General features: G+C 48.9%; 20 protein-coding genes. 10 read left to right on the top strand and 10 right to left on the bottom strand.

Annotated elements, in window-relative coordinates:
* Positions 1 to 19 precede the first annotated feature (19 nt).
* From purN to tig, 7 genes are read right to left on the bottom strand one after another with little or no spacing between them, the layout of a single operon-like run.
* The gene (gene purN / locus Q4A73_RS04265; protein ID WP_303206202.1) at positions 20 to 619 is read right to left on the bottom strand and encodes a phosphoribosylglycinamide formyltransferase; all 600 of its coding nucleotides are present in this window, start codon (positions 617 to 619) and stop codon (positions 20 to 22) included.
* Positions 610 to 1,962, bottom strand: a complete 1,353-nt coding sequence (locus Q4A73_RS04260; RefSeq protein ID WP_303206201.1) for an NAD(P)H-hydrate dehydratase — start codon at positions 1,960 to 1,962, stop codon at positions 610 to 612. Before Q4A73_RS04260 ends, purN begins: the two co-directional genes overlap by 10 nt.
* The gene (gene rmuC, locus Q4A73_RS04255; RefSeq protein ID WP_303206200.1) at positions 1,959 to 3,188 is read right to left on the bottom strand and encodes a DNA recombination protein RmuC; all 1,230 of its coding nucleotides are present in this window, start codon (positions 3,186 to 3,188) and stop codon (positions 1,959 to 1,961) included. Before rmuC ends, Q4A73_RS04260 begins: the two co-directional genes overlap by 4 nt.
* Positions 3,181 to 4,689 carry a YifB family Mg chelatase-like AAA ATPase gene (locus Q4A73_RS04250; RefSeq protein WP_303206199.1) on the bottom strand — a complete coding sequence of 503 codons (1,509 nt, stop codon included), beginning with the start codon at positions 4,687 to 4,689 and terminating at the stop codon, positions 3,181 to 3,183. The genes rmuC and Q4A73_RS04250 overlap by 8 nt, the downstream gene beginning before the upstream one ends.
* Entirely contained in the window at positions 4,686 to 5,201 is a 516-nt protein-coding gene (gene def / locus Q4A73_RS04245) for a peptide deformylase (protein ID WP_303206198.1), read from the bottom strand. The genes Q4A73_RS04250 and def overlap by 4 nt, the downstream gene beginning before the upstream one ends.
* A 10-nt stretch (positions 5,202 to 5,211) precedes the next feature.
* On the bottom strand, positions 5,212 to 5,796 hold the full coding sequence (gene clpP / locus Q4A73_RS04240; RefSeq protein ID WP_303206197.1) for an ATP-dependent Clp endopeptidase proteolytic subunit ClpP: 585 nt from the start codon (positions 5,794 to 5,796) through the stop codon (positions 5,212 to 5,214).
* A complete protein-coding gene (gene tig / locus Q4A73_RS04235; protein ID WP_303206196.1) occupies positions 5,796 to 7,112 on the bottom strand; it encodes a trigger factor in 1,317 nt (438 codons plus the stop codon). Before tig ends, clpP begins: the two co-directional genes overlap by 1 nt.
* A gap of 117 nt (positions 7,113 to 7,229) precedes the next feature.
* Between tig and folE the strand changes: the two genes are divergently transcribed.
* On the top strand, positions 7,230 to 7,802 hold the full coding sequence (folE, locus tag Q4A73_RS04230; protein ID WP_303206195.1) for a GTP cyclohydrolase I FolE: 573 nt from the start codon (positions 7,230 to 7,232) through the stop codon (positions 7,800 to 7,802).
* Complete coding sequence (gene fliI / locus Q4A73_RS04225) at positions 7,802 to 9,157, top strand: flagellar protein export ATPase FliI (RefSeq protein ID WP_303206194.1); 1,356 nt, start codon at positions 7,802 to 7,804, stop codon at positions 9,155 to 9,157. The genes folE and fliI overlap by 1 nt, the downstream gene beginning before the upstream one ends.
* Before the next feature lie 33 nt (positions 9,158 to 9,190).
* Here fliI and Q4A73_RS04220 read toward each other — a convergent pair whose 3' ends face one another.
* From Q4A73_RS04220 to Q4A73_RS04210, 3 genes are read right to left on the bottom strand one after another with little or no spacing between them, the layout of a single operon-like run.
* Positions 9,191 to 10,159: an asparaginase gene (locus Q4A73_RS04220; protein ID WP_303206193.1), complete on the bottom strand. Its 969-nt coding sequence runs from the start codon at positions 10,157 to 10,159 to the stop codon at positions 9,191 to 9,193.
* Positions 10,159 to 11,730, bottom strand: coding sequence for a single-stranded-DNA-specific exonuclease RecJ (recJ, locus tag Q4A73_RS04215; RefSeq protein WP_303206192.1), 1,572 nt, complete (start codon positions 11,728 to 11,730; stop codon positions 10,159 to 10,161). The genes Q4A73_RS04220 and recJ overlap by 1 nt, the downstream gene beginning before the upstream one ends.
* Positions 11,714 to 13,342 carry a CTP synthase gene (locus tag Q4A73_RS04210; RefSeq protein ID WP_303206191.1) on the bottom strand — a complete coding sequence of 543 codons (1,629 nt, stop codon included), beginning with the start codon at positions 13,340 to 13,342 and terminating at the stop codon, positions 11,714 to 11,716. Before Q4A73_RS04210 ends, recJ begins: the two co-directional genes overlap by 17 nt.
* Before the next feature lie 97 nt (positions 13,343 to 13,439).
* Here Q4A73_RS04210 and Q4A73_RS04205 point away from each other — a divergent pair, with 97 nt between their 5' ends.
* The 8 genes from Q4A73_RS04205 (at position 13,440) to uvrA (ending at position 24,736) form a co-directional block, all read left to right on the top strand.
* Positions 13,440 to 15,347, top strand: a complete 1,908-nt coding sequence (locus tag Q4A73_RS04205) for a motility associated factor glycosyltransferase family protein (RefSeq protein WP_303206190.1) — start codon at positions 13,440 to 13,442, stop codon at positions 15,345 to 15,347.
* Between the two features lie 20 nt (positions 15,348 to 15,367).
* The gene (thyX, locus tag Q4A73_RS04200) at positions 15,368 to 15,982 is read left to right on the top strand and encodes an FAD-dependent thymidylate synthase (RefSeq protein WP_303206189.1); all 615 of its coding nucleotides are present in this window, start codon (positions 15,368 to 15,370) and stop codon (positions 15,980 to 15,982) included.
* A 239-nt stretch (positions 15,983 to 16,221) separates the two neighbouring features.
* The gene (locus Q4A73_RS04195) at positions 16,222 to 17,511 is read left to right on the top strand and encodes an aminotransferase class I/II-fold pyridoxal phosphate-dependent enzyme (protein WP_303206188.1); all 1,290 of its coding nucleotides are present in this window, start codon (positions 16,222 to 16,224) and stop codon (positions 17,509 to 17,511) included.
* 10 nt (positions 17,512 to 17,521) lie between these two features.
* Positions 17,522 to 18,406 carry a homoserine O-succinyltransferase gene (gene metA, locus Q4A73_RS04190; protein WP_303206187.1) on the top strand — a complete coding sequence of 295 codons (885 nt, stop codon included), beginning with the start codon at positions 17,522 to 17,524 and terminating at the stop codon, positions 18,404 to 18,406.
* Between the two features lie 16 nt (positions 18,407 to 18,422).
* Complete coding sequence (locus Q4A73_RS04185) at positions 18,423 to 19,811, top strand: cation:dicarboxylase symporter family transporter (RefSeq protein ID WP_303206186.1); 1,389 nt, start codon at positions 18,423 to 18,425, stop codon at positions 19,809 to 19,811.
* Position 19,812: 1 nt separating this feature from the next.
* On the top strand, positions 19,813 to 20,961 hold the full coding sequence (locus Q4A73_RS04180; protein ID WP_303206185.1) for a PLP-dependent aspartate aminotransferase family protein: 1,149 nt from the start codon (positions 19,813 to 19,815) through the stop codon (positions 20,959 to 20,961).
* On the top strand, positions 20,961 to 21,863 hold the full coding sequence (locus Q4A73_RS04175; RefSeq protein ID WP_303206184.1) for a cysteine synthase family protein: 903 nt from the start codon (positions 20,961 to 20,963) through the stop codon (positions 21,861 to 21,863). Before Q4A73_RS04180 ends, Q4A73_RS04175 begins: the two co-directional genes overlap by 1 nt.
* A 59-nt stretch (positions 21,864 to 21,922) precedes the next feature.
* The gene (uvrA, locus tag Q4A73_RS04170; protein ID WP_303206183.1) at positions 21,923 to 24,736 is read left to right on the top strand and encodes an excinuclease ABC subunit UvrA; all 2,814 of its coding nucleotides are present in this window, start codon (positions 21,923 to 21,925) and stop codon (positions 24,734 to 24,736) included.
* Positions 24,737 to 24,801 lie beyond the last annotated feature (65 nt).

Below are 24,801 nucleotides of genomic sequence, written 5' to 3'. Positions count from 1 at the left end.
TCATTTTATTATGATAAAACTAACGACCAGCCCCGCGGTGGTTTGAAAGCCCTCTTTCAAAAATTTTCACCACGCTCTGGGGTAGGATTTCATGCTCTAGGGCGTGAATTGTCGCCTCAAATTCATCAAAATCCAAGCCCTCCCTTTCAAAAGCCTTCTGCGCGATGATTTCCCCGCCATCTAGCGCCTCACTCACCCAATGCACACTCACCCCCGCGACCTTCATATCGCTCTCAAAGCTTTCTTTTATGGCATTTGCGCCCTTGAAAAGGGGCAGCAATGAGGGATGCAGGTTGATGGCCCTGATCCTTCGCGTGAAAACAGGGCCCAAAATGCGCATAAAGCCCGCCAAAATGGTCAAATCCGCCCCGCTTTTTTCTATCTCTCCCACCAGGGCCCGGTCAAATTCCTCTCTGCTGGCAAAATTTTGATGCTCCAAAATCACGCTCTCAAGCCCAAATCGCGCCGCCCTTTTTATCCCCAAAGCGTCCCTTTTATTGCACAGGCACAGCACCACCTCAAAGCGATTTTCTCCGAAGCTTTTTTGATGCAAATTTTTCAAAAGATTTTCCAAATTGCTCCCATTCCCACTAAAAAGCACGGCAAGTTTCACAAGCATTTTAAGCCCTCTATCAGCTTTAAGGCGTCAAAGCTATTGGCGTTGAAGCGGTATTTTTGCGCCACCAAAGCGTGAGCCAAAACGGCATTTTTCGCTGCCTCCAGCGGGGCAAAACCCGCCCCCAAAAGCGCGGCCACCATCCCCGCTAGCACATCCCCACTCCCGCCCTTAGCCAAAGCCGCCGTGCCGCAATCAACCACAAAAAGCGCCTCATTTTGGACGATGATGGGATTTGCGCCCTTTAGGATCAAAACGCAAGGGTGGGCCCTGGCAAATTTTCTCGCGTAAAAAAAACGATTTTTCTGAACCGCCTCCACGCTCAAATCCTCCCCAAAACACAAGCGATAAAGCCTTGTAAATTCCTTAGGGTGCGGGGTTAGCACCACATCGGGGCGCCTCAAAAAGGGCAGAATTTCCTCGCTGGAAAAACAAGCCGCATCCAAAACCAAAGGGATATTTTGCAAGATTCCATCCCTCAAAATCTCTAAATCCTCTAAGCCCATCCCCAAGGCCGCCGCACTGGCATCAGCGGCGATCTTGTCCTTTAGCATTAAAAGCGGCGAGAAGCTTTTGTTGCCCACTAAGGACACAAGCCCGGCTCCAAATTCCAGCGCCCCAAGCCCAGCCAAGGTCCCCGCACTCGCACTCCCTGCGATACAAACATGCCCGTAATCGCCCTTGTTGGAGCAGCCTTTGCGCTCGATGAGGCGCAGGTCCTTTTTCTGCAGCAAATAGCCCTCAGGACTTGGGGCAAAATGGCGCTCCTCCACGCCCAAATGCGCCACCCTAAGCCGACCCACGCTTTCCTTGGCAAAGTCCTCCAGCAAGGACTCTTTGAGCGCGCCCATGCAAAGGGTCAAATCCGCCCTGAAGCAAACCCCACTCCCAAGCCCAGAAGGCAGATCGCAGGCGATTTTAAAGGCCTTGCAAGAGGAGGCCTTTTGGATGAGTTCGGCCGTTTTGGCATCAAGATCCCCCCTAAACCCCCGCCCAAAAATGCAATCCACAATGAGGTCAAATTTTTCAAAATCAGGCTCTTTTTCTAAAAATTCAAAGCCGTAGTTTTTTAAAATTTCTTCTTGCTTTTTAAAAATTCCACACTCCCTAAAGCCCAATTTATAAGCCTCCGCTCCAGAAAGATGCCGCAGCGCGACCAGGCCATCGGCCGCGTTTTTCCCTCCGCCTAGCAAAAAAAGCACCCTCGCTCTTTTAAATTTTTTGCTTTTTTTGCGCACCACTCTTGCCAGTGCCGCTCCTGCATTTTCCATCAAAATTAACTCATCCAAGCCCTTTTTCATCGCCGCTTGGTCTAAAATTTCCCCTGCGTTAAAAATCCTCCTCATCCCTCCCCTCCTTTGGGTAGGCTTTTTTGCGTTTTGGCGCCGAGCTCTTTGAGCTTGGCTATCCTTGAGCTCAAATTCCCCGTGCCACTTTGAAGCTTGTTTTGCATCGTTTCAATGCTAGCGCTTAAATTTTTGGACGCATTTTTAAGCCTTTCAAAATCCTCCAAAAAGCCCGCAAATTTATCGTGAAATTTACCCAGCTCGTCGAAGGCCTTGAGGACATTTTCGCCGCTTTTAATCTGCCGCCAAGAAATGTTGATGGTATTAAGCGCCATGAAAAGCGTGTGCGGCGTGGTGAGGTAAATTTTTTTCTCATAAGCATAGCGATAAAGCCCCGCATCCACGCTCAGGGCAAGATCAAGGATGTTTTGATAGGGGATGAAAAGCAAGACGAAATCATAGCTGTGATGGTCAAATTTCGCGTAGGGCTTTTTGGAAAGCTCATCAATGCGCGCCTTAAGATTGAAGGCAAGATCCCGGCACACCCCCTCGCTCAAATCCTCAAAGTCAAAGCTGCTCGGCAGGGAAAATTTCGCATCGATGATGATGCTTTTTTGCGGGTCCAAAAACACCACCGCATCGGGTTTGTAGCTCTTGTCTTCATCCTTAAAATGCGCTTGGAGTTTATACTGGCTCTCCGGGATCAGGCCACTGCTTTCAAGCACGGATTTGAGCTGAAGCTCGGCAAAATTCCCGCGAATTTTTTTATCGCCCCTTAAAATTTTGGCGAGCTTGTCCGCATCCGCGCTGAGATTTTGCGAAAATTCAAAGATATTTTTGACCGTATTTTTAAGCCCCAGTTCGTTTTCCAAAAGCCGCTGGCTGTATTCTTTGACGCTTTGTTTGACGGGGGTGAAAACATCATTTAAAAGCTTTTTAATATCCTCGCCTAGCATCAATTTATTTTGATGGAGGAAGTTGAGATTTTGCTTTTGCAAATTCCGCTCCATCCTCTCCTCCAAATGCCTCAAATTCCGCTCATAATCCCCCCTCATCCTCTGCTTTTCATCCTCACAGACACGCCCCAGCTCCTCGATGCGCGCGGCCTTTTCCTCGAGCATTTTTTGCAAAAATTCCACCTGCGAGAGGGCGCGGATTTTTTCCTCAGAAAGTTGGCGCAAATCTTGCTGCAATCCTTGCTGGAATTTGCGATTTTGCCTAGCGTAAAGATAAAAAAGCAGAGGCAAAATCACCCCCGCTAGCACGATGAGGATGAGCTCAATCATTTTGCATCCTAAAGCTCAAAGCCTCCAAAATATGCCCCCTGCCGATGAGCTCGCTCGCGTCCAAATCCGCACAACTCCTAGCGACCTTTAAAATTTTATTGCAGGCCCTTTGGGAGAGTTTGAAGCGAGAAAGGGCTAAATTCAAAGCCTCCTGCGCCTGCGCGTCCAAGACGCAAAAACGCTTCAGATCCTCATCCTTAAGCTTGCCGTTAAATTCCCTCTGCCCGCGCTTTTTGCCAAAAATAAAGGCCTCCAAAACGCGCTCACTCATTTGCCCCGAGCTCAAGCTGGGCCCATCCTCCATCCTGCTCTCATCCATCGCCACATACAAATCCACGCGGTCCAAGATGGCGGCTGAGATGCGATTTTTATAGCGCTTGACCTCGAGCTCTGTGCAGGTGCAGCTTAAATTTTGCGAGAACAAATTCCCGCAGGGGCAGGGGTTTTGCGCGGCGGCGAAGATGAATTTTGTCTGGTAGGTGATCTTGGAATTGACCCGTGAAATTTGGATTTTGTGATCCTCCAAAGGCTCCCTTAAGCTTTCAATGATGGTTTTGGAAAAATGCGGGAATTCATCAAAAAACAGCACGCCGCCGTTTGCCAAAGCCACTTCGCCGATCTTTGCATTGACCGTGCCACCGCCAAAAATGCTAGCGCGCGTGGAGCTGTGATGCGGGTGCCTGAAGGGTCTGCGCTGGGTGAGCTCGCAGTCCTTTGCATCGAGGGAGAGGTAGGCGTTTTGGAGCAAAATTTCGTCCAAATTTTGCGGGGGCATGATGTCGACAAGTCGCTTCGCGCACATGCTTTTGCCGCTGCCCGGACTGCCCTCAAAGAGGATATTGTGCATGCCAAGTGCGGCGATGAGGCAGGCTCTTTTGGCGCGCTCTTGGCCCTTAACATCGATAAAATCAAGCTCAAATTCGGTATGCGGGATGAAGATCTCATCCCCAAGATGCAGGGGCTTGGCAAAGAGGGGGTGGGTTTTACAAAAGCGGAATTTTTCATAGTTTTTTTCCTTAAAAAATTCCATCGCCTCGCTCAAATGAGAAAGGGCGTAGATTTCTAAATTGGGTATCATCGAGGCCTTTGGGGCCATCGTTTGTGGCACAAGAACGCGAGCTTTTTTGCACTTAGTGCCGAGAAAAAGCAGGAGGGAAAAAAGCTCACCCGTGCTTTTGATACTCCCATCAAGCCCCAGCTCCCCCACGACAAAAAAATCCTCCAAATCCTCATTTTGCAGGAGAATCAAAAGGGCGATGGCTAGGTCAAAATGCGAGCCCTTTTTGGGCACACCTGAGGGGCTTAGGTTGATGGTGATTTTTTTGGCAGGCAGGGTGAAATCGCAGTTTAAAAGCGTGGCCTTGATGCGCTCGATGCTTTCTTTGATGGCTGAATTTGGCAGCCCCACGATGCTAAGGCTCGGCAGCCCCCTCGTAAAAACGCTCTCCACATCAATGAGATCTAAGGTTTCGTTGAAACTGACGCACTGGAGCTTTTTCATCGTGCTTTTTTTGCTTTTTTGAATTCTTTATCAAATCTTTGTCGCTTGAGGAAGGGAATTTTTTCTATGAAAAGATGGCCGTTTAGATGGTCGTTTTCGTGCTGGAGGGCTACAGCTAAAAAACCCTCCGCCTGAAGCTCTTTCTCCGCCCCAAAACGATCCTGATAACGCAGCAAGATGCGGGCATGCCGCTCCACCTCCTCAAAGAAATCAGGCACACTCAAGCAGCCCTCCGTGCCAAGGATGAGCTCCTCAGAAAGCGGGGTGATGTGGGGGTTGATGACCTCGATCAAGTCCTCTTTTTTCTGCTCCTTGTCCTCGTTTAAAATATTGACGATAAAAACCCGCAAGGGCACATCGACCTGAATGGCCGCCAGTCCCACACCGCTGCTTGCCCTCATCGTCTCATACATATCATCAAGCAAGGTGTGAAGCGCCGAGTCGAAGCGCTCAACGGCTTGGGATTTGAGAAAAAGCCTTTTGTTGGGATAGGTGATGATTTTTCTTAGCAAGATAAACCCCCTATTTGAAGCTCTTTCCCAGGACCTTATCGATAAGCCCGTATTCTTTAGCCTCAAGCGCACTCATGAAAAAATCCCTCTCGGTGTCCTTGGCGATTTTGGCGATTTTTTGCCCTGTGTTTTTGGCTAAAATTTCGTTGAGTATGCCCTTTAGTCTTAAAATTTCCTTAGCTTGGATTTCAATATCACTAGCCTGCCCCCTCGCTCCTCCTAGAGGCTGGTGGATCATAATGCGAGAATTGGGCAGGGCGAAGCGCTTATCCGTCGCGCCGCAACTGAGCAAAAAGGCCCCCATCGAAGCGGCCTGCCCTATGCAGATGGTGCAAACATCGGGCTTGATATAATTCATCGTATCATAGATGCTAAAGCCGCTGGTGATGACCCCGCCGGGCGAGTTGATGTAAAGATAAATGTCCTTTTGCGGATCTTCTGCCTCCAAAAACAAAAGCTGCGCCACGATGGATGCGGCGACCTCGTCATTGATCTCGCCGCTTAGCATGATGATGCGATCCTTCAAAAGCCTTGAGTAAATATCATAGCTGCGCTCTCCGCGACTGGTTTTTTCGATGACATAGGGGATATACATTAGGCCTCCTTTTTGGCTTCTTTTTCGGGCCTTGGCATGAAAATATCCTTGAAGAGCTTTTCCTCAAGCAGGGCCATTTTCACCGCCGGTAAGGTGCCGCGCTTTTTATAGTTTTCCAAATGCTCCTTGGGATTAAAACCGTAACGATAAGCCTCAAAATACACCGCCTGAACGAGCTCCTGATCGCTCACATCCAGCGCGCGCATCTTAGCCAAGGCATCGATGATGAAGGTGAGCTTCACGCTCTTTATCGCCTCATCCTTGAAGCTTTCTCTTTTGGCCTTGTATTTTTCCTCATCGCCGCCAAGCTCCTTTTTTTCATCCTCGCTAAGGGTGCTGAAAGCTTGCCCAAACTGCATGTCCGTCTCCTGCTCCACAATACCCCTTGGCAGATCAAAATCAAAATTCTCCAAAAGCGCATCGGCGAATTTAGCCTTAAGCTCCTCATTGACAAGCTTGAAAAGCTTTTCGTTTTTGATTTGCTCCCTTAAATTCCCCTCCAAAAGCTCAAGGCTGGGCTTTTCTTCTTTGGGCAGGATTTTTTTGAGCAGGGTCTCGTCAAGCTCGGGGATTTTAAGCGTCTCAATTTCGTGCAGTTTCACCCTAAAAACCGCATCCTTCCCCGCCAAATGCGCCGCTGCGTAGTCCTTAGGAAAGCTTACATTGATCTCCCTTTCCTCTCCGGGCACAAGCCCCACCATACCCTCCTCAAAGCCCGGTATGAACTGCTTTGAGCCTATTTCTAGGACATAATTTTCAGCCCTGCCTCCATCAAAAGCCTTACCATCGACAAAGCCCTCAAAGTCAAATTTAGCAAAATCCCCCTCCTTCAGAGCCCTTTTTGACCCAATGGGCTCCGTGCTTGCAAATCGCCTCAAAAGCTCCTGTTTTTTGGCATCAATCTCCCCCTCATCCGCTTCTGGAATGCTGTATTCTGGGATGCATTTTTCATAGCCGTCAAGATTGAATTCAGGCTTGAACGAAAGCACAAACACAGCCGCAATCTCCCCATCCTTTCTCTCAAAGCTCTCAAAATACGGCTCACCCACAAGCTCTCTCGCCTCCCTTTTCAAAGCCTTCAAAGCACTATCCACCGCGCTTTTGAGGAGATTTTGCTCCGCATCATTACCCAGCTCCTTCTCATAGCGCTTAAGCACCGCACTCACGGGCACCTTGCCCGGACGAAAGCCGTCCATCCTCATGGTTTTGGAGGCCTTTTTTGCGAGCTTTTCCATTTCATTTTTTATCGCTTGTGGAGAAATTTTAACGCTAGCGCTCGCATTGATGAGATCGAGCAGCTCTGTTTTCACTTCCATCATCGTTCCTTAGCTAAAAATTTTAAGTAAGGATTGTAGCAATTTTTCCTTAATCACTTGCACAAACATTAAATTCATTTATGATAAAATGCCCAAAAATCAACTTTCGGAGTGCGCGTGCAAAATCGATTCGAAACTTGCGTCAAAACGATGCTTAAAATCATCGGCGAAAATCCCGCCCGCGAGGGTCTTGCCAAAACTCCCGCCCGCGTTTTTAGGGCCTATGAATTTTTAACCAGCGGCTACGGCCAAGACGCTGGCCAAATCCTCAACGGCGCCCTCTTTGAAAGCTCAAACAACGAAATGATTTTAGTGCGCGATATAGAATTTTACAGCCTTTGCGAGCATCATCTTTTACCCTTTTTTGGACGGGTGCATTGTGCCTACATCCCTGACAAAAAAGTCGTGGGGCTTTCTAAAATCCCCCGCCTTGTGGAAATTTTTTCAAGAAGATTACAAATCCAAGAGCAGCTCACCGAGCAAATCGCCCAGGCCCTCATGGACAATGTCGGCGCAAAAGGCGTGGGCGTGGTCATCCAAGCGCGGCACTTGTGCGTGGAAATGCGCGGGGTGCAAAAGGTCAACTCCACCACCTCCACCTCAGCCCTGCGGGGACTCTTCCTCAAAAACGAAAAAACGCGCAGGGAATTTTTCTCCCTCATCAACTCCCCCAAGGGGGCGCGTTTTTGATGAGTCTTGAAAAACTTCGCTCAAAGCTCGGCAAGGAAAATTTAAGCGCCACCTTTGGAGAAATCACAAAAATTTCCGCCACGAGCATAGAAATTTCAGGGCTTAAAACCAGCATCGGCGACATCGTGCGCTTGGTCTCTAACGACAATGAAAATTTACAAACCCTCGCCATGGTCGTTTCGATTAAGGAAAAATTCAGCTACCTCAGCCCCTTTTCCTTCATCGAGGGCTTTAAGGTAAATGATAGAGCCTTCATCAGCGATGCGGGGATGCAAATCGGCGTCAGCGATGCGCTTTTGGGGCGCGTGGTGGATCCCTTCATGAACCCAAAGGACGGCAAGGGCGGCATCGAGCCCGTCAAATTCATGCCCATAATGCGCCCCCCCATCGATGCGATGAAGCGGGGTTTGATCGAGGAAATTTTCCCCGTGGGGGTCAAGAGCATCGACGCCCTGCTAACCTGCGGCGTGGGGCAGAAACTAGGAATTTTTGCGGGTAGTGGCGTGGGGAAATCCACACTGATGGGGATGATCGTAAAAAATTCCAAGGCCCCCGTCAAGGTCGTAGCCCTCATCGGCGAGCGGGGGCGTGAAATCCCTGAATTCATCCAAAAAAATCTCGGCGGCAAACTAGAAAACACCGTCATCATCGTAGCCACAAGCGATGACAGTGCCCTCATGCGCAAATATGGCGCTTTTTGCGCGATGAGCGTGGCGGAGTATTTTAAGGAGCAGGGGCGAGATGTGCTTTTCATCATGGATAGCGTTACGCGTTTTGCGATGGCACAGAGGGAGATCGGCCTAGCCCTCGGTGAGCCGCCCACGACTAAGGGCTATCCGCCAAGTGTGCTAAGCCTACTGCCCCAGCTCATGGAGCGCGCGGGCAAAGAGGAGGGCAAGGGGACGATCACGGCCTTTTTTACAGTGCTAGTCGATGGGGATGATATGAGCGATCCCATCGCCGATCAGAGCCGCTCGATACTGGATGGGCACATCGTGCTAAGCAGGGAGCTGACCGACTTTGGAATTTACCCACCCATCAATATCCAAAACTCCGCCTCGAGGGTAATGAACGACATCATAGACCCCGCGCACAAGATGAGCGCTATGAAATTCAAGCGCCTGAATGCCCTTTTGAAAGAAAATGAGGTCCTGCTTCGCATCGGGGCCTATCAAAGGGGCAGCGATAAAGAGCTCGATGAGGCGGTTACGAAGAAAGATTTTATGCAAAAATTCCTCACGCAAAGTCCTGAAGAAAGCTTTGAGCTAGCCCAGACCTTGGAATTTCTTAATGAAATCAACACCCCAAACCCACAGCCCTCCTCAATAACCCTACCTAATCCCAATCTGCAATGAATTTATGAAGGGGTAGGATCCAAAGGCCTCGTTTTAGCATTTTAAAAAATACTCCCTAATTTTTTCCACATCCTTCGTTTTTGTGAGGGCTAGCATGAGTAAAATTCTCGCCTTTTGCGGGTTCAAATCCCCAGCACCCACAAAGCCCAGCCTCACATCCTCCTCGCTCAAAACCACGCGAGCATCCGCCACTCGGGAGCTTACCACCACCCTCAAGCCCTCTCGCATCAGGGTTTTTAAGACGCTTTTTGAGTCCTCGTGGATGCTACCCGCACCGCTTCCTGCCACGACAATGCCCCTCGTGCCGTTTTCAAAAAAGGCCCGTGCCGCCACCCCGCTGCCATCGTTTGAGTAGGTGTAAATGATGTCAACCTGCGGCAGGGTCCTGAGCGCGCTCACATCAAAGGGGGGGATTTTGGCGCATTTTTCGCCAAAATGCACCCTCCCGTCCACGATGTAGCCCAAATTCTCGCATGAGCTGAAGGCATCGACATTCAAAGAATGCACCTTGGTCGCCCCCCTGGCGCTTAAAATTCTATCATTCATCGCTATCATCACGCCCCTGGCATCCTTGTGCGCTGCGAGGGCTACGGCGTTGTAGAGATTTTTGGGACCATCAGCACCCATCGCCGTGCTTGGACGCATGGCCCCGGTCAAAACCACAGGCTTGTCGCTTTTGAGGGTTAAATGCAGAAAATAAGCCGTTTCTTCCATCGTATCCGTGCCATGAGTGATGACGATGCCATCAACACCCTCTGCGAAGAGCTTTGGAATTTCTGCAGCAAGCCTTAGCCAAATCGCATCGCGCATATTGGCGCTGTCGATATTAGCGATCTGTCGCCCCTGGATGTCCGCCAGGCGCTCGATCCCCACCGCAGCCTCCATCAAGGCCTCCACACCAAGCCTCCCCGCCTCATAGCCCGTCGTGGCCACCGCACTGGGCGCAAGGCCTGCGATGGTCCCGCCTGTGGCTAGGATCGCGATTTTCGCACGGGTCTGCATTAGAGAATTTCTCTAACGATGAGCTGCGGGGTTACGAGGCCTCGGAATTCATTTTTAGAAATGCTCCCCACAAGACTGATGCACTCATCCACCTGCGGCTCCTTGTCAAAATGAAAAAACAAGGCCTCAACGACCTTATTTTTTTTCGTCAAAATAAGCTTCAAATGCTTTTCTTCCTTACCCAAAAGCCTTTTGTTTTTAACCCTCAAATTCTCAAGGACAAAAAAAGGGCGCGGGTTTTTATGCCCGAAGGGCTCAAAATTTTCCAAAAGCTCAAGCAGTTGAAAATCCACATCCTCAGGCTCCAAAACGCCCAAAATTTCATCACTATCCAAAAAATCCTCCGCCGGTATCCTTCCCCCCTCTGTCTGCAAAATTTCCTGCAGGGCTTCAAATTGATCAAGCTCCAAGCTAAGCCCCGCCGCGCCCTTGTGTCCGCCGTAGTTTTGCAAACAAGTGCTAGCCTTGGTGATTAAATTTAAAATGTCGATTTTGCCCACGCTTCTGGCGCTACCCTTGAGCCTGTTTTCACTTTGAGAAAAGACAAAAGAGGGCTTTTTAAAATGCTTTGCTAAGCGACTGGCCACGATGCCAAGCACCCCCTCATGCCAGCCCTCGCCGCTAGCGATGATGCAGGGCCCTAGCGCGTTGGCTTGCTTTAAGGACTCCTCAAAAAGCTGCCTCTCCTCGTCCTTGCGGCTTTCGTTAAAGCTAGCAATCTGCTCCAAATAGCCCAGGGCCTCGCTTAAATTTTTCGTGCGCAAAAAGCGATAGGAGAGGTTCGCATCGTCCATCCTGCCCGCGCTGTTGATGAGGGGGGCGATGAGGAAGCCGATGTTATCGATGGCGAATTTGTCCTTTTGATAGTGCTGCTTGATCGCCCTAAAGGCCGCTCTTTTGGATTGGTTGATGCGCTCGATGCCCCGCCGCACCAAGGCCCTATTCAGGTCTCTAAGCTCCATCATATCCGCGATGATGGCGATGGCCAAAAGCTCGATGAATTTACTCAGGTCGTATTTGAGTTTGCAGACCTCTTTCAGGGCAGCAAGCAGATACCAAGCCACCTGCGCGCCGCAAATTTCAATGTCAGGGAAGCCATCGCTTTCTTGCTTGGGATTGATGATGGCATAGGCCTGAGGCAGGGTGGCAAGGGGCGTGTGATGATCTGTGATGATGAGATCGATCCCCCTTTCCTTGCAGAGTTTGGCCGCATCCAGAGCCGCGATGCCATTATCCACCGTGAGGATCAAATCCGCATCCAGCTCCTCGATGAGCTCGGTGCTTAAGCCGTAGCCGTCCTTGAAGCGGTTAGGAATTTTCACCTCGTAGTCAAAACTCAAATCATCAAAAAATTCACTCACAATGACGCAGGAAATGATCCCATCCACATCATAATCGCCCACGATGACGATTTTTTGATTTTTCTCAAGAGCCTCTTTGATGCGGTGAGCGGCCTTGTAGCTGTCTTTAAGGGCGCTGGGATGAGGCAGGTCGCAAAGCCTCTTGTGCTGGTCATTTTCAAAGCGCGCGGCGAGAATTTCTTGCAAGATGCGTTTATTGATGGGCTTCACCGGCTGCCTTGATGAAGGAAAATATCACAGGATTGACCCGCTCGAGTCTGGAGGTAAATTCGGGATGAAACTGCACGGCTAGAAAAAAGGGATGCCCCGCAAGCTCCACCGCCTCGATGAGCCCCTCGCTCTCCCCGCTCACCACAAGCCCCCTACTCTCGTAGTCTTTGCGGAATTTTGGATTGGCCTCGTAGCGATGGCGATGGCGCTCTTTGATGCTTTTTTTGCCCCCGTAAATTTGAGAAAGCAGGGTTTTGTCTTTGATTTTGCATTCGTAAGAACCAAGCCGCATCGTGCCTCCAAGCGGCGTTTTGGCGGTGCGGATCTGCTTTTTGCCGCTGCTATCAATGAACGCATCGATGAGGTAGACGACTGGGTTTTTCGTCCCCGCGTCAAATTCGCTAGAATGCGCGTCCTCAAGCCCCAAAACCCTCCTCGCAAATTCCACCAAAACAAGCTGCATCCCCAAACAAATACCTAAAAACGGGATTTTGCGCTCCCTCGCGTGGGTGATGGCTCTGATCTTCCCCTCCACGCCCCGACATCCAAAGCCGCCCGCTACCAAAATGCCATCCACATCCCTAAGGCTCGTATCGAGATCTGAGCTTTCAAGCTTTTCGCTATCCATCCACGCGATATTCACGCGCGTATCCAGTGCGGCTCCGGCGTGGATGAGGGCCTCGGTGAGGCTTTTGTAGCTCTCTTTCAAATCCACATACTTGCCCACAAAGGCGATTTTGACCTCATGGCTGGGTGCGATGACGCGCTTGACCAGACTGTCCCAGTTTTTCATATCGGGCCTTAAATTTTTAAGCCCTAAGGCCGTGCAAATGGGCGTTAGAATGTCCTGCTTCAAAAAATTCAGGGGGATTTGATAAATGCTGGCCGCATCCACGCTTTCAATGACGCAGTTGCGCTCCACCCCGCAAGCGATGGCGATTTTGTCTTTCAAATCTCTATCCAGCGGCTTTTCACTGCGACAAATGATCATGTCAGGGCTGATGCCGATGCGCCTTAGCTCTCCCACGCTGTGCTGGGTGGGCTTGGTTTTGAGTTCGCCTGTGGCCTTGATGAGCGGCACGAGGGTGAGGTGGATGTTCATCGCTTCGTTTTTACCCACCTCCAAACGCAGGGCGCGGATGGCCTCCAAAAAGGGCAAACCCTCTATATCACCCACGGTGCCGCCGATTTCTACGATCAAAATGTCTCTGCCCTCACCCGCCCTCTTGATGCGCTCCTTAATCTCCCCCACGATGTGCGGTATGACCTGTATCGTCTTGCCAAGATACTCGCCGCGCCTTTCTTTTTCGATCACGCTTTGATAAACCCTGCCCGTGGTGAAGTTGTTGATTTGGCTTAAATTTTCGTCCAAAAATCTCTCATAATGCCCCAAATCCAAGTCCGTCTCGGCCCCGTCCTCTGTAACGAAAACCTCGCCATGCTCAAAGGGACTCATGGTGCCAGGATCCACATTGATGTAGGGATCGGCCTTTAAAATGCTCACCTTGAGCTTGGAATTTTTTAAAAGCGTGGCGATGGAGGCAGCGGCGATGCCCTTGCCAAGAGAGCTTAAAACGCCGCCCGTTATGAAGATAAATTTGGTCGCTTGCATGCAATTTAGGCCTTAAATTTTTTTGAGATTATAACGATAAAAAGTTTTCGTTTTATTATTTTGAGTAAAATCGCCGCACAATTTTTAAGGAAATACCATGCCATTCAGTCCCCAGCAAAAAGCGATTTTCAAGACGAATTTAAGGATGATTGAAAACGAGGCCTTAAGGGCGGAGCTTGGGCAAATTCAGGGCCTAAATCACGCATTACTTTGCGGAAGCGATCCGCTTGATATCAATCTACAAGTGCGGGGGGGGGGGGGTAAACTCTACGCAAATCCCTTGCGCGAAATCCAAAGCAAGGCCAGCTTTTACCAGCAAAAATTCTCCCTTTACCCCGTGCTGTTTTTTTACGGCGTGGGGAATGGGATCTTACTCAAAATCCTCTTTCAAAACCCCATCCACAAAGTCATCGTCGTTTTTGAAAAAGAGCTTGAAATTTTATGGCACATCTTGCATCTTTTAGATTTTTCTAAGGAGCTTGGAGAAAAGAGGCTTTGTTTTCACCCGGCAAATCTTTCAAATGATGATTTGGACGCACTTTGTGAGGGGCTTAATGTCTTCGCTAAAATTTACCGCTTGGAATTTTCGTGTGCGTTTTATGAAAAATTTAGCGAGGATTTTGCAAGGCTTGATAAGGCTCTTACTGAGGCGTTTTACAAAAGCACCCTGCGCTTTGGAAACGACATTGATGATGCCCTGATGGGGCTTGAAAATTTCACCCACAACCTCCCCAAAATGCTCACCCACCCTAGCCTCAAAAGCCTCACAAAAGCCTACAAAAAGCGCTATGAAACGGTCATCATCGTTAGCACAGGTCCTAGCCTCACCAAGCAAATTCCGCTTTTGAGGGAGGTGCAGGAGAGGGCGCTCATTTTCTCCGCTGATAGCGCCTATGCCATCCTCGCAAGGGCAGGGGTGAGGGCGGATTTTGTTTTCATGGTGGAGCGGACGGATTTTACGGCAGAATTTTTCAACAACGACTTTAAAGAAATGGACGCGGGGGTGCTTTTCATCTGTGCGGCTGTGGTGCATCCTAACGCCCTTGCTTACCTTGAAAAAACGGGACGATCCTACATGCTCGTGCCGCGCAATTACGACTTTGCTTATTATTGCGATTTTAAGGATTTTGGCTACGCGACAGACTGCATCAGTGTGGCGCATATGGCCTTTGAGCTAGCCTGCGCGCTGGAATTTAAAAACATCATCTTCATCGGACAGGATTTGGCCTTTGATGAAGAGGGAAATTCGCATCCTAAGGATTATCTTCATAGAGCGGATTTTGAAAGTGGGGAAAGGGCTATCAAAACCCTAGCTTACGGGGGTGAGGGCTGGGTGCGAACGCATGGCCTTTGGCTGCTTTTTAAGCAAATTTTAGAGCTTTTCATCGCTAGGGCCCAAAAAGAAGGGATAAAAATTTACAACGCCACGGAGGGTGGTGTGAGGATACAAGGGGCGGTTGAAAAGCCCTTTGCTGAGTGCTGTGCGGAGCTTTTGGGTGGGGAAATTGCAAAACCCCTGCCGTTTTTGGAGGTGGCGGAGGATGAAAAGCAAAGCGAATGGCTTTTGAAGGCCTATGCTAAGGTGTATTTAGCGGTGAGAAAGTGCGAGGCAATGCAGGCCGAACTTGGGGAGCTTTTTGCGAATTTGGAGCTTGAAAATTTAGAATTTGAGGCCTTGAAAATTTTAAGCGGTAAGCTGGATGCGCTTAAGGAAAATATCCTCAAAAACGGGGCCTTGCTGGAGGTTTTGCGTCCAAGTTTGCACGAATTTGAGTTGGAGTTCATGCGGATTTTTGTCTTCAAGCCCTCAAGCGAGGAGGAAAAACGGGAAAAAATTCTAGCCATGATAAGGCTTTATTTACAGTGGCTGGATTTGAGTCTTAACTCCATCAAGAGGCAAAAACTCGCCCTTTTGGAAAACATCAGGCCCCTAGAACAGGCGCTGAAGAAGAGGAATTTTTTTAGCAAAATTACAAAGTGGAAAGAAAAAGTGGCTAAAATTTAAGAAAAAATTTAAGGAAAACAATGCGAGTTAGCCTGCTTTTTCACACCCCGCTTTCTGTTTGCTCTCACGCGATGCGCACCTGTTGGCAGAGCTTTGAAAAGGGCGATTGCGGCGGTGAGAAGGACAAGGAGCTCATCGATAGGGTGGGGAATAAATTCAAGCACGCTTCCACTTTGGAGCATTTGAATTACAATTTTTACATCCAAGAAATTTCAAGGGCCTGCTTGCAAGAATTAGCCCGCCATAGGCATGCGAGTTTTAGCGTCAAAAGCACGCGTTATACGCTTAAGGAGCTGAGAAACGAGGGTGAATTTAGAGAGGGGGACTTTGAGGGCGCTGGGCGTTATTTGGTATTTTGCGGCAATGAGGCGGTGGATAATGCTAGCATTAGGGCGCTTGAGAATTTACGCGCGATTTTGCAAACGAGCATCAGCCTAGACCTTGCCAAATACTGCTTGCCTGAGAGTTATAAAACCGAGCTTACCTTTAGCATTAATGCTAGAAGCTTGCAAAATTTCCTCTCTTTGCGCAGTTCAAAGGCGGCTTTGTGGGAGATTAGAGCCTTGGCGGGGGCGATGTTTGAGGCGCTGCCACAGGAGCATCGCTTTATTTTTGAGCACTGCATGGGTAATTAAGACTAATTTAATCTTATTTTGCTTACAATTTTGGGAAATTTAAAAAAGGAGATGAGATGGTGCGGTTTGAAGAAACTCTCGGCAAATTTTTCCTCAACTTTTTTAAATGTTATCCAATGTGCGCCTTGTGCGCCTGACTTCTACTCTAAACATTATCATAAATTTACAATCAAACTAAAGTTTTCAAGGGTTTTTCCCAAGTTCAAACATTTCATTACGCATTGATTTAAGGAATTATTATGGCAAATTTAACACACAACAACTTCACCCCAAGCACCCTAGCCCTGCACGCAGGCTATGAGTATGACCGACAAAGGACCCTAAGCATCCCGATCTATCAAAGCACGGCTTATAGCTTTGAAAATTTGGAGCAGGCAGGCAAACGCTTCGCCCTTGAAGAGCTGGGCAACATCTACACCCGCGTTACAAACCCCACCATACAGGCGCTAGCAGAGCGTCTCAACGCCATCGAGGGCGGCGCTAGCAGCATCATCACCGCAAGCGGCACCTCGGCTTTGTTTTACACCCTTGTCAATACGGCTTCTGTGGGCGATAATATTATCTATTCTAACAAAATTTACGGAGGCTCTCAAACCCTTCTGGCACACATTTTGAAGCGCTTTGGCATCGAGGGGAGGGTTTTTGACATTGACAATGCGAAAGGACTTGAAAATTTGATCGATGATAGGACGAAGGCCATTTTCTTTGAAAGCCTTTCAAATCCCCAAATTTCCATAGCCGATACCCGCACCATCACGCAAATTGCTCAAAAATACAAAATCATCAGCATTTGCGATAACACAGTCGCCACCCCCTTCTTGCACCGCTCTTTTGATTTTGGCGTGGATGTGGTCGTTTATAGCCTCACAAAATACATCAACGGGCAAGGTTCTGCCCTAGGCGGAGCGATCATAGAGCGCCACGGACTCAATGCGTTGATCAAAGACAATCCGCGCTACCCAGAATTCAACACCCCAGACGAGAGCTATCACGGGCTGATTTATAGCCAGCTGCCCCTGCCGAATTTTTGCGCGCGGGTCCTGCTTGAGTGGCTGCGAAATACGGGAGCCTGCATCTCTCCTACGAATGCGTGGATCATCCTGCAAGGGCTTGAAACTTTGGACCTGCGCATCAAAAAACACTCAGATAGCGCCTTAAAAATCGCCGAATTTTTAGAAAAGCACCCCCAAGTGGATGAGGTGAGTTACCCGGGCCTTGCTTCAAACCCTTACAATAAGCTTTTGAAAACTTATTTCAAAGATGGTTTGGCCAGTGGTTTGTTAAGCTTTGAGGCGAAAAGCGAGGAACAGGCTTTGAAAATTTGCAACAACCTAGAGCTTTTCTCCATCACCGCTAACATAGGCGATAGCAAATCCCTCATCATACACCCCTACTCCACAACGCACTCCCAGCTCAGTCAAAAGGAACTCGACTCAGCGCAAATCACGCCAAAAACGGTAAGACTTAGCATAGGGCTTGAGGATGTGGAGGATTTGATAAAGGATTTGAAGCGAGCGATTGAGGCTTAGGAGAAGCTTGATGCCACTGATCATCCCTAAGGACATCCCCGCTTTTGAAAGCCTGAAAAATAATGTTTTCATCATGGACACACAAAGGGCGAATACGCAAAAAATTCGCCCCTTAGAAATTGTCATTTTAAATTTAATGCCGACCAAGATAGAAACAGAAAATCAGCTTTTATCCTTGCTGGCGAATTCTCCTTTGCAGATCAACATCACCCTCATCGCCACTCAGAGCTATGTGGGCAAGAATACGCCCATGGAGCACTTGGATAAATTTTATAAGGGGATCAACAATTTCAAAGATAAAAAATTTGACGGGGCCATCGTTACGGGTGCGCCTGTGGAGCTTTTGGAATTTGAAGAGGTGAAGTATTGGGATGAGCTTAAGGATATTTTCACTTTTCTGCGTCAAAGCGTTACCAGCACGATGTATATTTGCTGGGGGGCTATGGGGGCGCTTTATTATTTTTACGGCATTGGAAAATATGCTTTGAGGGAAAAATCTTTTGGCGTTTTTGAGCATGAGGTGGTCAAGCAAGACTTGATTTTAAGCAATCTCAACGAACATGTTTTAATGCCCCACGCAAGGAATGCGCACATCGACGAGGAGGCCTTGAAAAGAAATAAAGAATTGCAAATCCTACTGCGAAACGATGAGGTGGGAATTTCTATGCTTAGAGACAGGCAAGATGTGTTTATTTTGGGGCATTTGGAGTATTTTAGAGAAACCTTAGAGCTCGAGTACATTAGAGATTTTCAACTCAATCACAAAATAAAACGACCCAAAAATTACTACAAAAATGACGGCAGCATCAAATACAACTGGCGCTCGGATGCGGGGACCATCTTTTCCAATTGGCTCAATTATTATGTTTATCAAACCACACCCTTCGTTTTATAATCACCAAAGGATCACCATGAATCAAGAATTTTTCACTCATTTTTTAAAACTTTCCAGTCCTCAAATTTTCATCATTTTCGCCGTGCTTTTTGGGATATTTTTTTGCATCAAAAGGATGCGCGATAAAAAAATCAATTTCTCCCTAAGGATGCTCTTCGCCCTTTTTGTGGGACTTTTTTTGGGTTTCATTTTGCAGCATTTGGCGGCCTATCCCGATGCCAATGAAGCAAAAAGCATCGTTTGGTTTGGCGAGGCCAAACATTGGCTTGGATTTTTCAGCGGCGTTTTCGTCTCCTTCATCAAGATGCTCGTCATCCCCCTCATTTTCGCCTGCATCATCAAGGTGATCATAGAGATCGACAAGGACATGAAAATCACAGCCCTCATAGGCACGAGCTTGTTTTGGATACTCTTTAGCACGGCTTTAGCGGCGATGCTCGGAGTATTTTTGGCGCTGAGTTTTGGCTTGGGAGAGGGCTTTGGCCAGACTGAGGGGACGCGACAAATCAGGGAAATTTCAAGCTTTACGGACATTTTGAAAAATCTCATCCCCAGCAACATCATCAACGCCATGGCTAAGGAAAACATCATCGCCATCGTCCTTTTTGCTTTTTTTGTTGGAATTTGCGCAAAAAATATCAGCAAAAAAGATGAATACGCCAAGCCCTTTGAGAGCTTTAAAAATCTCGTGCTCTCATTCTACGGCCTCATGATGCACATGACCGCGGCCGTCATTCGTTTCATGCCTTATGCTGTGGTGTGCATGATGGCTAATGTGATTTTAAGCAACGGCTTTGAGGCCATCAAAACGGCAGGACTCTTCATCATCCTCACCTACGCGGCGATGATTTTGATGTTTCTGGTGCATTTTGCCCTCCTACTTTCTCAGGGCTTAAACCCACTCACTTACGCGAAAAAGGCCTTCCCCGTTTGGCTTTTCGCCTTCAGTTCCCGCTCCAGTGTGGCGACCCTGCCCCTTAGCATCTCCACCCTTCAAGAAAGGCTCGGGGTTTCCTCAGCGGTGGCAAATTTCGTAGCCTCCATCAGCACGACCACGGGGCTTAACGGTTGCGCGGGGTATTTTCCCGCAATGGCGGCGGTATTTGTGGCGGCTGTGCTGGGAGTGGAGCTTGATTTTAGCTTCATTTTGATGATAGTTTTGGTGGCTGTTTTGGGCTCTTTGGGCATCGCTGGGGTCCCGGGCAGCGCGACAATGGCAGCCTCCATCATGCTAGCGGGCATAGGCTTTGGAGAAAATTTCATGCTTTTAAGCTTGATTTTAGCCGTAGATCCCATCGTCGATATGGCGCGCACAGCAAGCAATGTCTCAGGCGCCATGACCTCAGCCCTTTGCACCGCTAAAAATCTCAAGGCCATCGATTTGCAAATTTATAAAAAGGACTAAAATGCACCCAGACACCCTACTCATACACGGAGGGCAAACGACAGACCCCAGAACGGGAGCCGTCAATGTGCCCATCTACCAAACCTCAACCTTCGCACAAAGGGCCCTAGGAGAGCACTCAGGCTATGAATACTCACGCACAAAAAACCCCACCCGAGACGGCATAGAAAGCCTCATAGCCGCGTGCGAGGGGGGCAAATACGGCTTTGCCTTTGCCTCAGGGATGGCGGCCATTGGCACGATTTTGAGCCTTTTTAAAAGCGGTGATAGCGTGGTGATTTCCCATAATGTTTATGGGGGGACCTTTAGAATTCTGGCTCAGGTTTTTTCGCAGTTTGAGCTGCATTATAAAATCGTAGATACGAGAAATTTGGAGGCTTTGGAGGCGGCTTTGAGTGAGGAAGTGAGGGCGGTCTTGATCGAAAGCCCGGCCAATCCTCTCCTCACAGTAACACCCCTAAGAGAAGTCGCCGCGCTTTGTAAAAAAAAAGGCATCTTAAGCATCGTGGATAATACCTTCATGACGCCCTATTTGCAAAGGCCGCTTGAGCTTGGCATCGATATAGTCTTACACTCTGCGACTAAGTATCTGGGTGGGCATAGCGATTTGATTGCGGGGCTTGTGGTGGTCGATGATGAGAATTTAGCCCAAAAAATAGGCTTTTTGCAAAACGCCATAGGCTCCATTTTAGCGCCATTTGAGAGTTTTTTACTCATTCGCGGGATGAAAACTTTAGGACTTAGGATGCAAAAACACTGCGAAAACGCCCTCTTCTTAGCGCAAAAACTCAGCCAATGCCAAGCCGTGCAAAGGGTTCATTACCCCGGCTTAGAAGATAGCGAGGATTACGCCACGCACAAGGCTCAGGCGCGTGGAGGCGGGGGGGGGGTTTTGAGCTTCGTTTTGAAGGAGGATTATGACCATAAAATTTTTCTCAAAAGCACGAAAATCATCGTTTTGGCCGAAAGTCTGGGCGGGGTGGAGTCGCTGCTTTGCCATCCGGCTAGCATGACTCACGCCTCCATCCCCGAGCACATACGAAGGGCCAATGGAATTTGTGATGGTTTGATTCGGCTTTCTGTGGGCATCGAGGATGCTAGGGATCTGCTGGATGATGTGATGGGGGCCATTGAGAGGGCTAGAAAATAATGCTTTACCACTCAAGTATCGAACTCATAGGCAACACCCCCCTAGTGGAACTTTCGCGCATCAAAATTCCCAACCAAAACCGCATTTTTGCTAAATTGGAGTCGCAAAATCCCGCCGGGGGCATCAAGGATCGCGTCGCCTTTCAAATTTTGAGCAAATTACGGCGCGAGGGCGCTTTGAATGAAAATTCCGTCATCATTGAGCCCACGGCTGGCAATATGGGGCTTGGCATAGCCTTTGTGGCCTTACATTTTGGGCTTCGTGTGCAGCTTGTGGTGCCAGAAAAATTCTCCATAGAAAAGCAAACCCTCATGCGTAGCTTGGGCGCTGAGGTCATCAACACGCCCAAAGATGAGGGCATGCAGGGCGCTATCGCGAAGGCTAAGGAGCTTTTGGATGCTAATCCCAACGCCCTCACTCTCAATCAATTTGAAAATCCAGAAAATCCAAAAACGCACTACGAAAATACGGCTCGAGAAATTTATGCGGACCTGCCGGGGCTTGATTTTTTCGTCTGCGGCGCTGGTAGCGGGGGGAGTTTTAGCGGGATCGTCAAATTTTTAAAGGAGCAAAATGAAAAAATTCAAGCCGTGCTTTGCGATCCTGTGGGCTCCATCATCGGAGGTGGCACGGGCGGCTGCATGAACATCGAGGGCATCGGCAATAATTTCATCCCCAACACCATGAATTTAAAGCTCATCGATAGCGTGGAAAAAATCAGTGATGAGGAGGCCTATGAGGGGCTTAGGATGGCGATAAAAAATGAGGGGCTTTTGGTGGGGATTTCATCCGGAGCCTGCCTGAGGGCCTGCTTGAAGCTTGCGGAGAGGGTTGAAAAATCCACCATCGTAACGCTTTTTGCCGATGATTTCAGTCGGTATCTCAGCAAAGAAATCCTTTAAATTTTTAGCTTCACTCAATTTTGATAAAATCCACCCCCACTAAAAATTTAGGATAAAAAATGAACGACACGATAAAAATCATCGGCGCCAGGGAAAACAATCTCAAAAACATCCACCTAGAACTCCCCAAAAACAAGCTCATCGTCTTCACCGGGCTCTCAGGCTCGGGCAAATCCACCCTAGCCTTTGGCACGCTTTATGCCGAGGGGCAAAGACGCTACATAGAAAGCCTCAGCGCCTATGCGCGCCAGTTTTTAGACAGGGTCGGCAAGCCTGAAGTCGACAAGATCGAAGGGCTCACGCCCGCCATCGCCATCGATCAAAAAACCACCTCCAAAAACCCTCGCTCCACCGTGGGGACCATCACTGAAATTTACGATTATCTACGCCTGCTTTACGCGCGCATAGGCATCCAGCACTGCCATCAATGCGGGGAAAAAATTTCCTCGATGAGTGTTGGCGACATCACGAATGAAATTTTAAAGCTCCCAGAGGGCGCTAAAATCATCATCTACTCCCCACTAGTGCGTGAAAAAAAGGGCTCTTACGCGGATTTGCTTGAGAATTTGAGACAAAAGGGCTTTGTGCGGGTGCAAATCGATGGGGTTTTGGTGCGACTTGATGAAGAAATAGAGCTTTCCAAGACCAAAAAGCACACCATCAAGCTCGTCATCGACCGCTTGGAAATCCAAAAGGATCTTCTGGCTCGGTTGAGCGGCGACATTGAAAGGGGGCTTGAGGAGAGCTTTGGGACGCTGGAAATTGAGGTGCTAAACGCCGATGAGCTAGGCATTGAGCGGCATTATCATTACAGCGAGCATAATGCTTGTTTTGCCTGCAAAATTTCTTTCCCCCCGCTTGAGCCTTTAAGCTTTTCCTTCAACTCCCCCAAAGGAGCCTGTGAGGACTGCGGCGGACTGGGCATCCGCTACACTTTGGACATGAGCAAAATCATCGATGAAAATTTAAGCCTTGAGGGCGGGGCCGTGCGGGTGATGTATGGCTTTAACAAAAGCTATTATTATAAATTTCTCCTTGCCTTTTGCGAGCAAAACGACATCCCGACCAAAATTCCCTACGCCGAGCTTGATGCAGAGCAAAAAAAGCTCATCCACTACGGCACGGCTAAGGCGGTGGAATTTTTTTGGAAGCGGCACAGGCTGAAGCGCCAATTTGAGGGCGTGGTGAAGATCGCCTACGACATGCTAAAGGATGAGAAGGACTTGGCTGAATTTATGAGCGAGAAGCCCTGCAAGAACTGCGGTGGGCATCGCTTGGGGCCGCAAAATTTAGCCGTTAGGGTCGCGGGCAAGGGGCTGGGTGAAATTTTGGACATGAGCATAGAAAATAGCGCGAATTTTTTCTCCAATGAAAACAATTTCTCCCATCTTTCCCCGCAAGAAGCCCTCATCGCCACGCCCATTTTAAAAGAAATCAACGAAAGGCTTTTTTTTCTCTTTGATGTGGGGCTTGGATACTTGAGTCTGGGACGGGATGCGAGGAGCATTAGCGGGGGGGAGGCGCAGCGCATCCGCATCGCCTCGCAGATTGGCTCGGGGCTTAGCGGGGTGATGTATGTGCTCGATGAGCCTAGCATCGGACTGCACGAGAGGGACACGCAAAAGCTCATCAAAACCCTGCGCAATTTGCAGCAAAAGGGCAATACCCTCATCGTGGTCGAGCACGATAAAAAGACCATTGAGTCGGCGGATTTTATCGTGGATATAGGGCCGCGGGCGGGGAAATTTGGCGGGGAGGTCGTTTTTGCTGGGAATTTTAAAGCCCTGCTTGAGAGCAAGGGGCAAACCGCCCTTTTTATGAGCGGGAAAAAGAGCGTTTCGCACCAAAAAAATCGCCCCCAAAAGCACTGGTTGAAGCTCAAAAATGTGAGCATCAATAACATCAAAAACCTAGACGCCGCCTTTCCTCTGCAAAATTTAGTCGCCATCACGGGGGTGTCTGGCTCGGGGAAGAGTTCTTTGATCCTGCAAACCCTCCTGCCCTTTGCCAAAGAGGCCCTCAACCGAGCGAAAAAAATTCAAAAACTCAGCGGCGTGAAGCTTGAGGGACTGGAGCGGCTTGATAAGGTCATCTACCTCGATCAAAGCCCCATAGGTCGCACCCCCCGCTCAAATCCAGCCACCTACACGGGCACGATGGATGAAATTCGCAATCTCTTCGCCGCCACGAAGGAGGCCAAAATGCGCGGCTATAAGGCGGGGCGCTTTTCTTTCAATGTCAAGGGGGGGCGTTGTGAAAAATGTAGCGGGGATGGGGAGCTGAAGATTGAAATGCATTTTCTGCCCGATGTGATGGTTGTTTGCGATACTTGCATGGGAAAGCGCTACAATGAGGCGACTTTGGAGATAAAATACAGGGGCAAAAGCATAGCCGATGTGCTGGGCATGAGCATCTTGGAGGCGCGGGAATTTTTTGCCCCCGTGCCGAAAATCAAGCAGAAGCTTGAAACCCTCGTCAATGTGGGGCTTGACTATCTCACTCTGGGGCAAAATGCCACGACTCTAAGCGGGGGGGAGGCGCAAAGGATAAAGCTGGCCAAAGAGCTCAGTCGTAGCGATACGGGCAGGACGCTTTATATCCTTGATGAACCGACTACGGGACTGCATTTTGAGGATGTGGATAGGCTTGTGGTGGTGCTGCAGCACTTGGTGGGGCTTGGGAATTCGGTTTTTGTGATTGAGCATAATTTGGATGTGATTAAAAATGCGGATTTTATCATCGATATGGGGCCTGAGGGCGGTAGCAAGGGGGGAAAAATCATCAGCACGGGAAATGTGAAAAAAGTGGCTATGGAGCATAAAAAAAGCGGCTCTTATACGGGGTATTTTTTAAGCCTGGAGCTTGGGGGGTGAAATAGCAAAAATGGTGCGGATGAAAGGACTTGAACCTTCACGCATTGCTGCACCAGATCCTAAGT

Source organism: Campylobacter sp. (assembly GCF_030528245.1).
Classification (GTDB): domain Bacteria; phylum Campylobacterota; class Campylobacteria; order Campylobacterales; family Campylobacteraceae; genus Campylobacter_D.
Note: the sequence above shows the minus strand (reverse complement) of the source record. Positions and strands in the feature narration are given on the sequence as shown.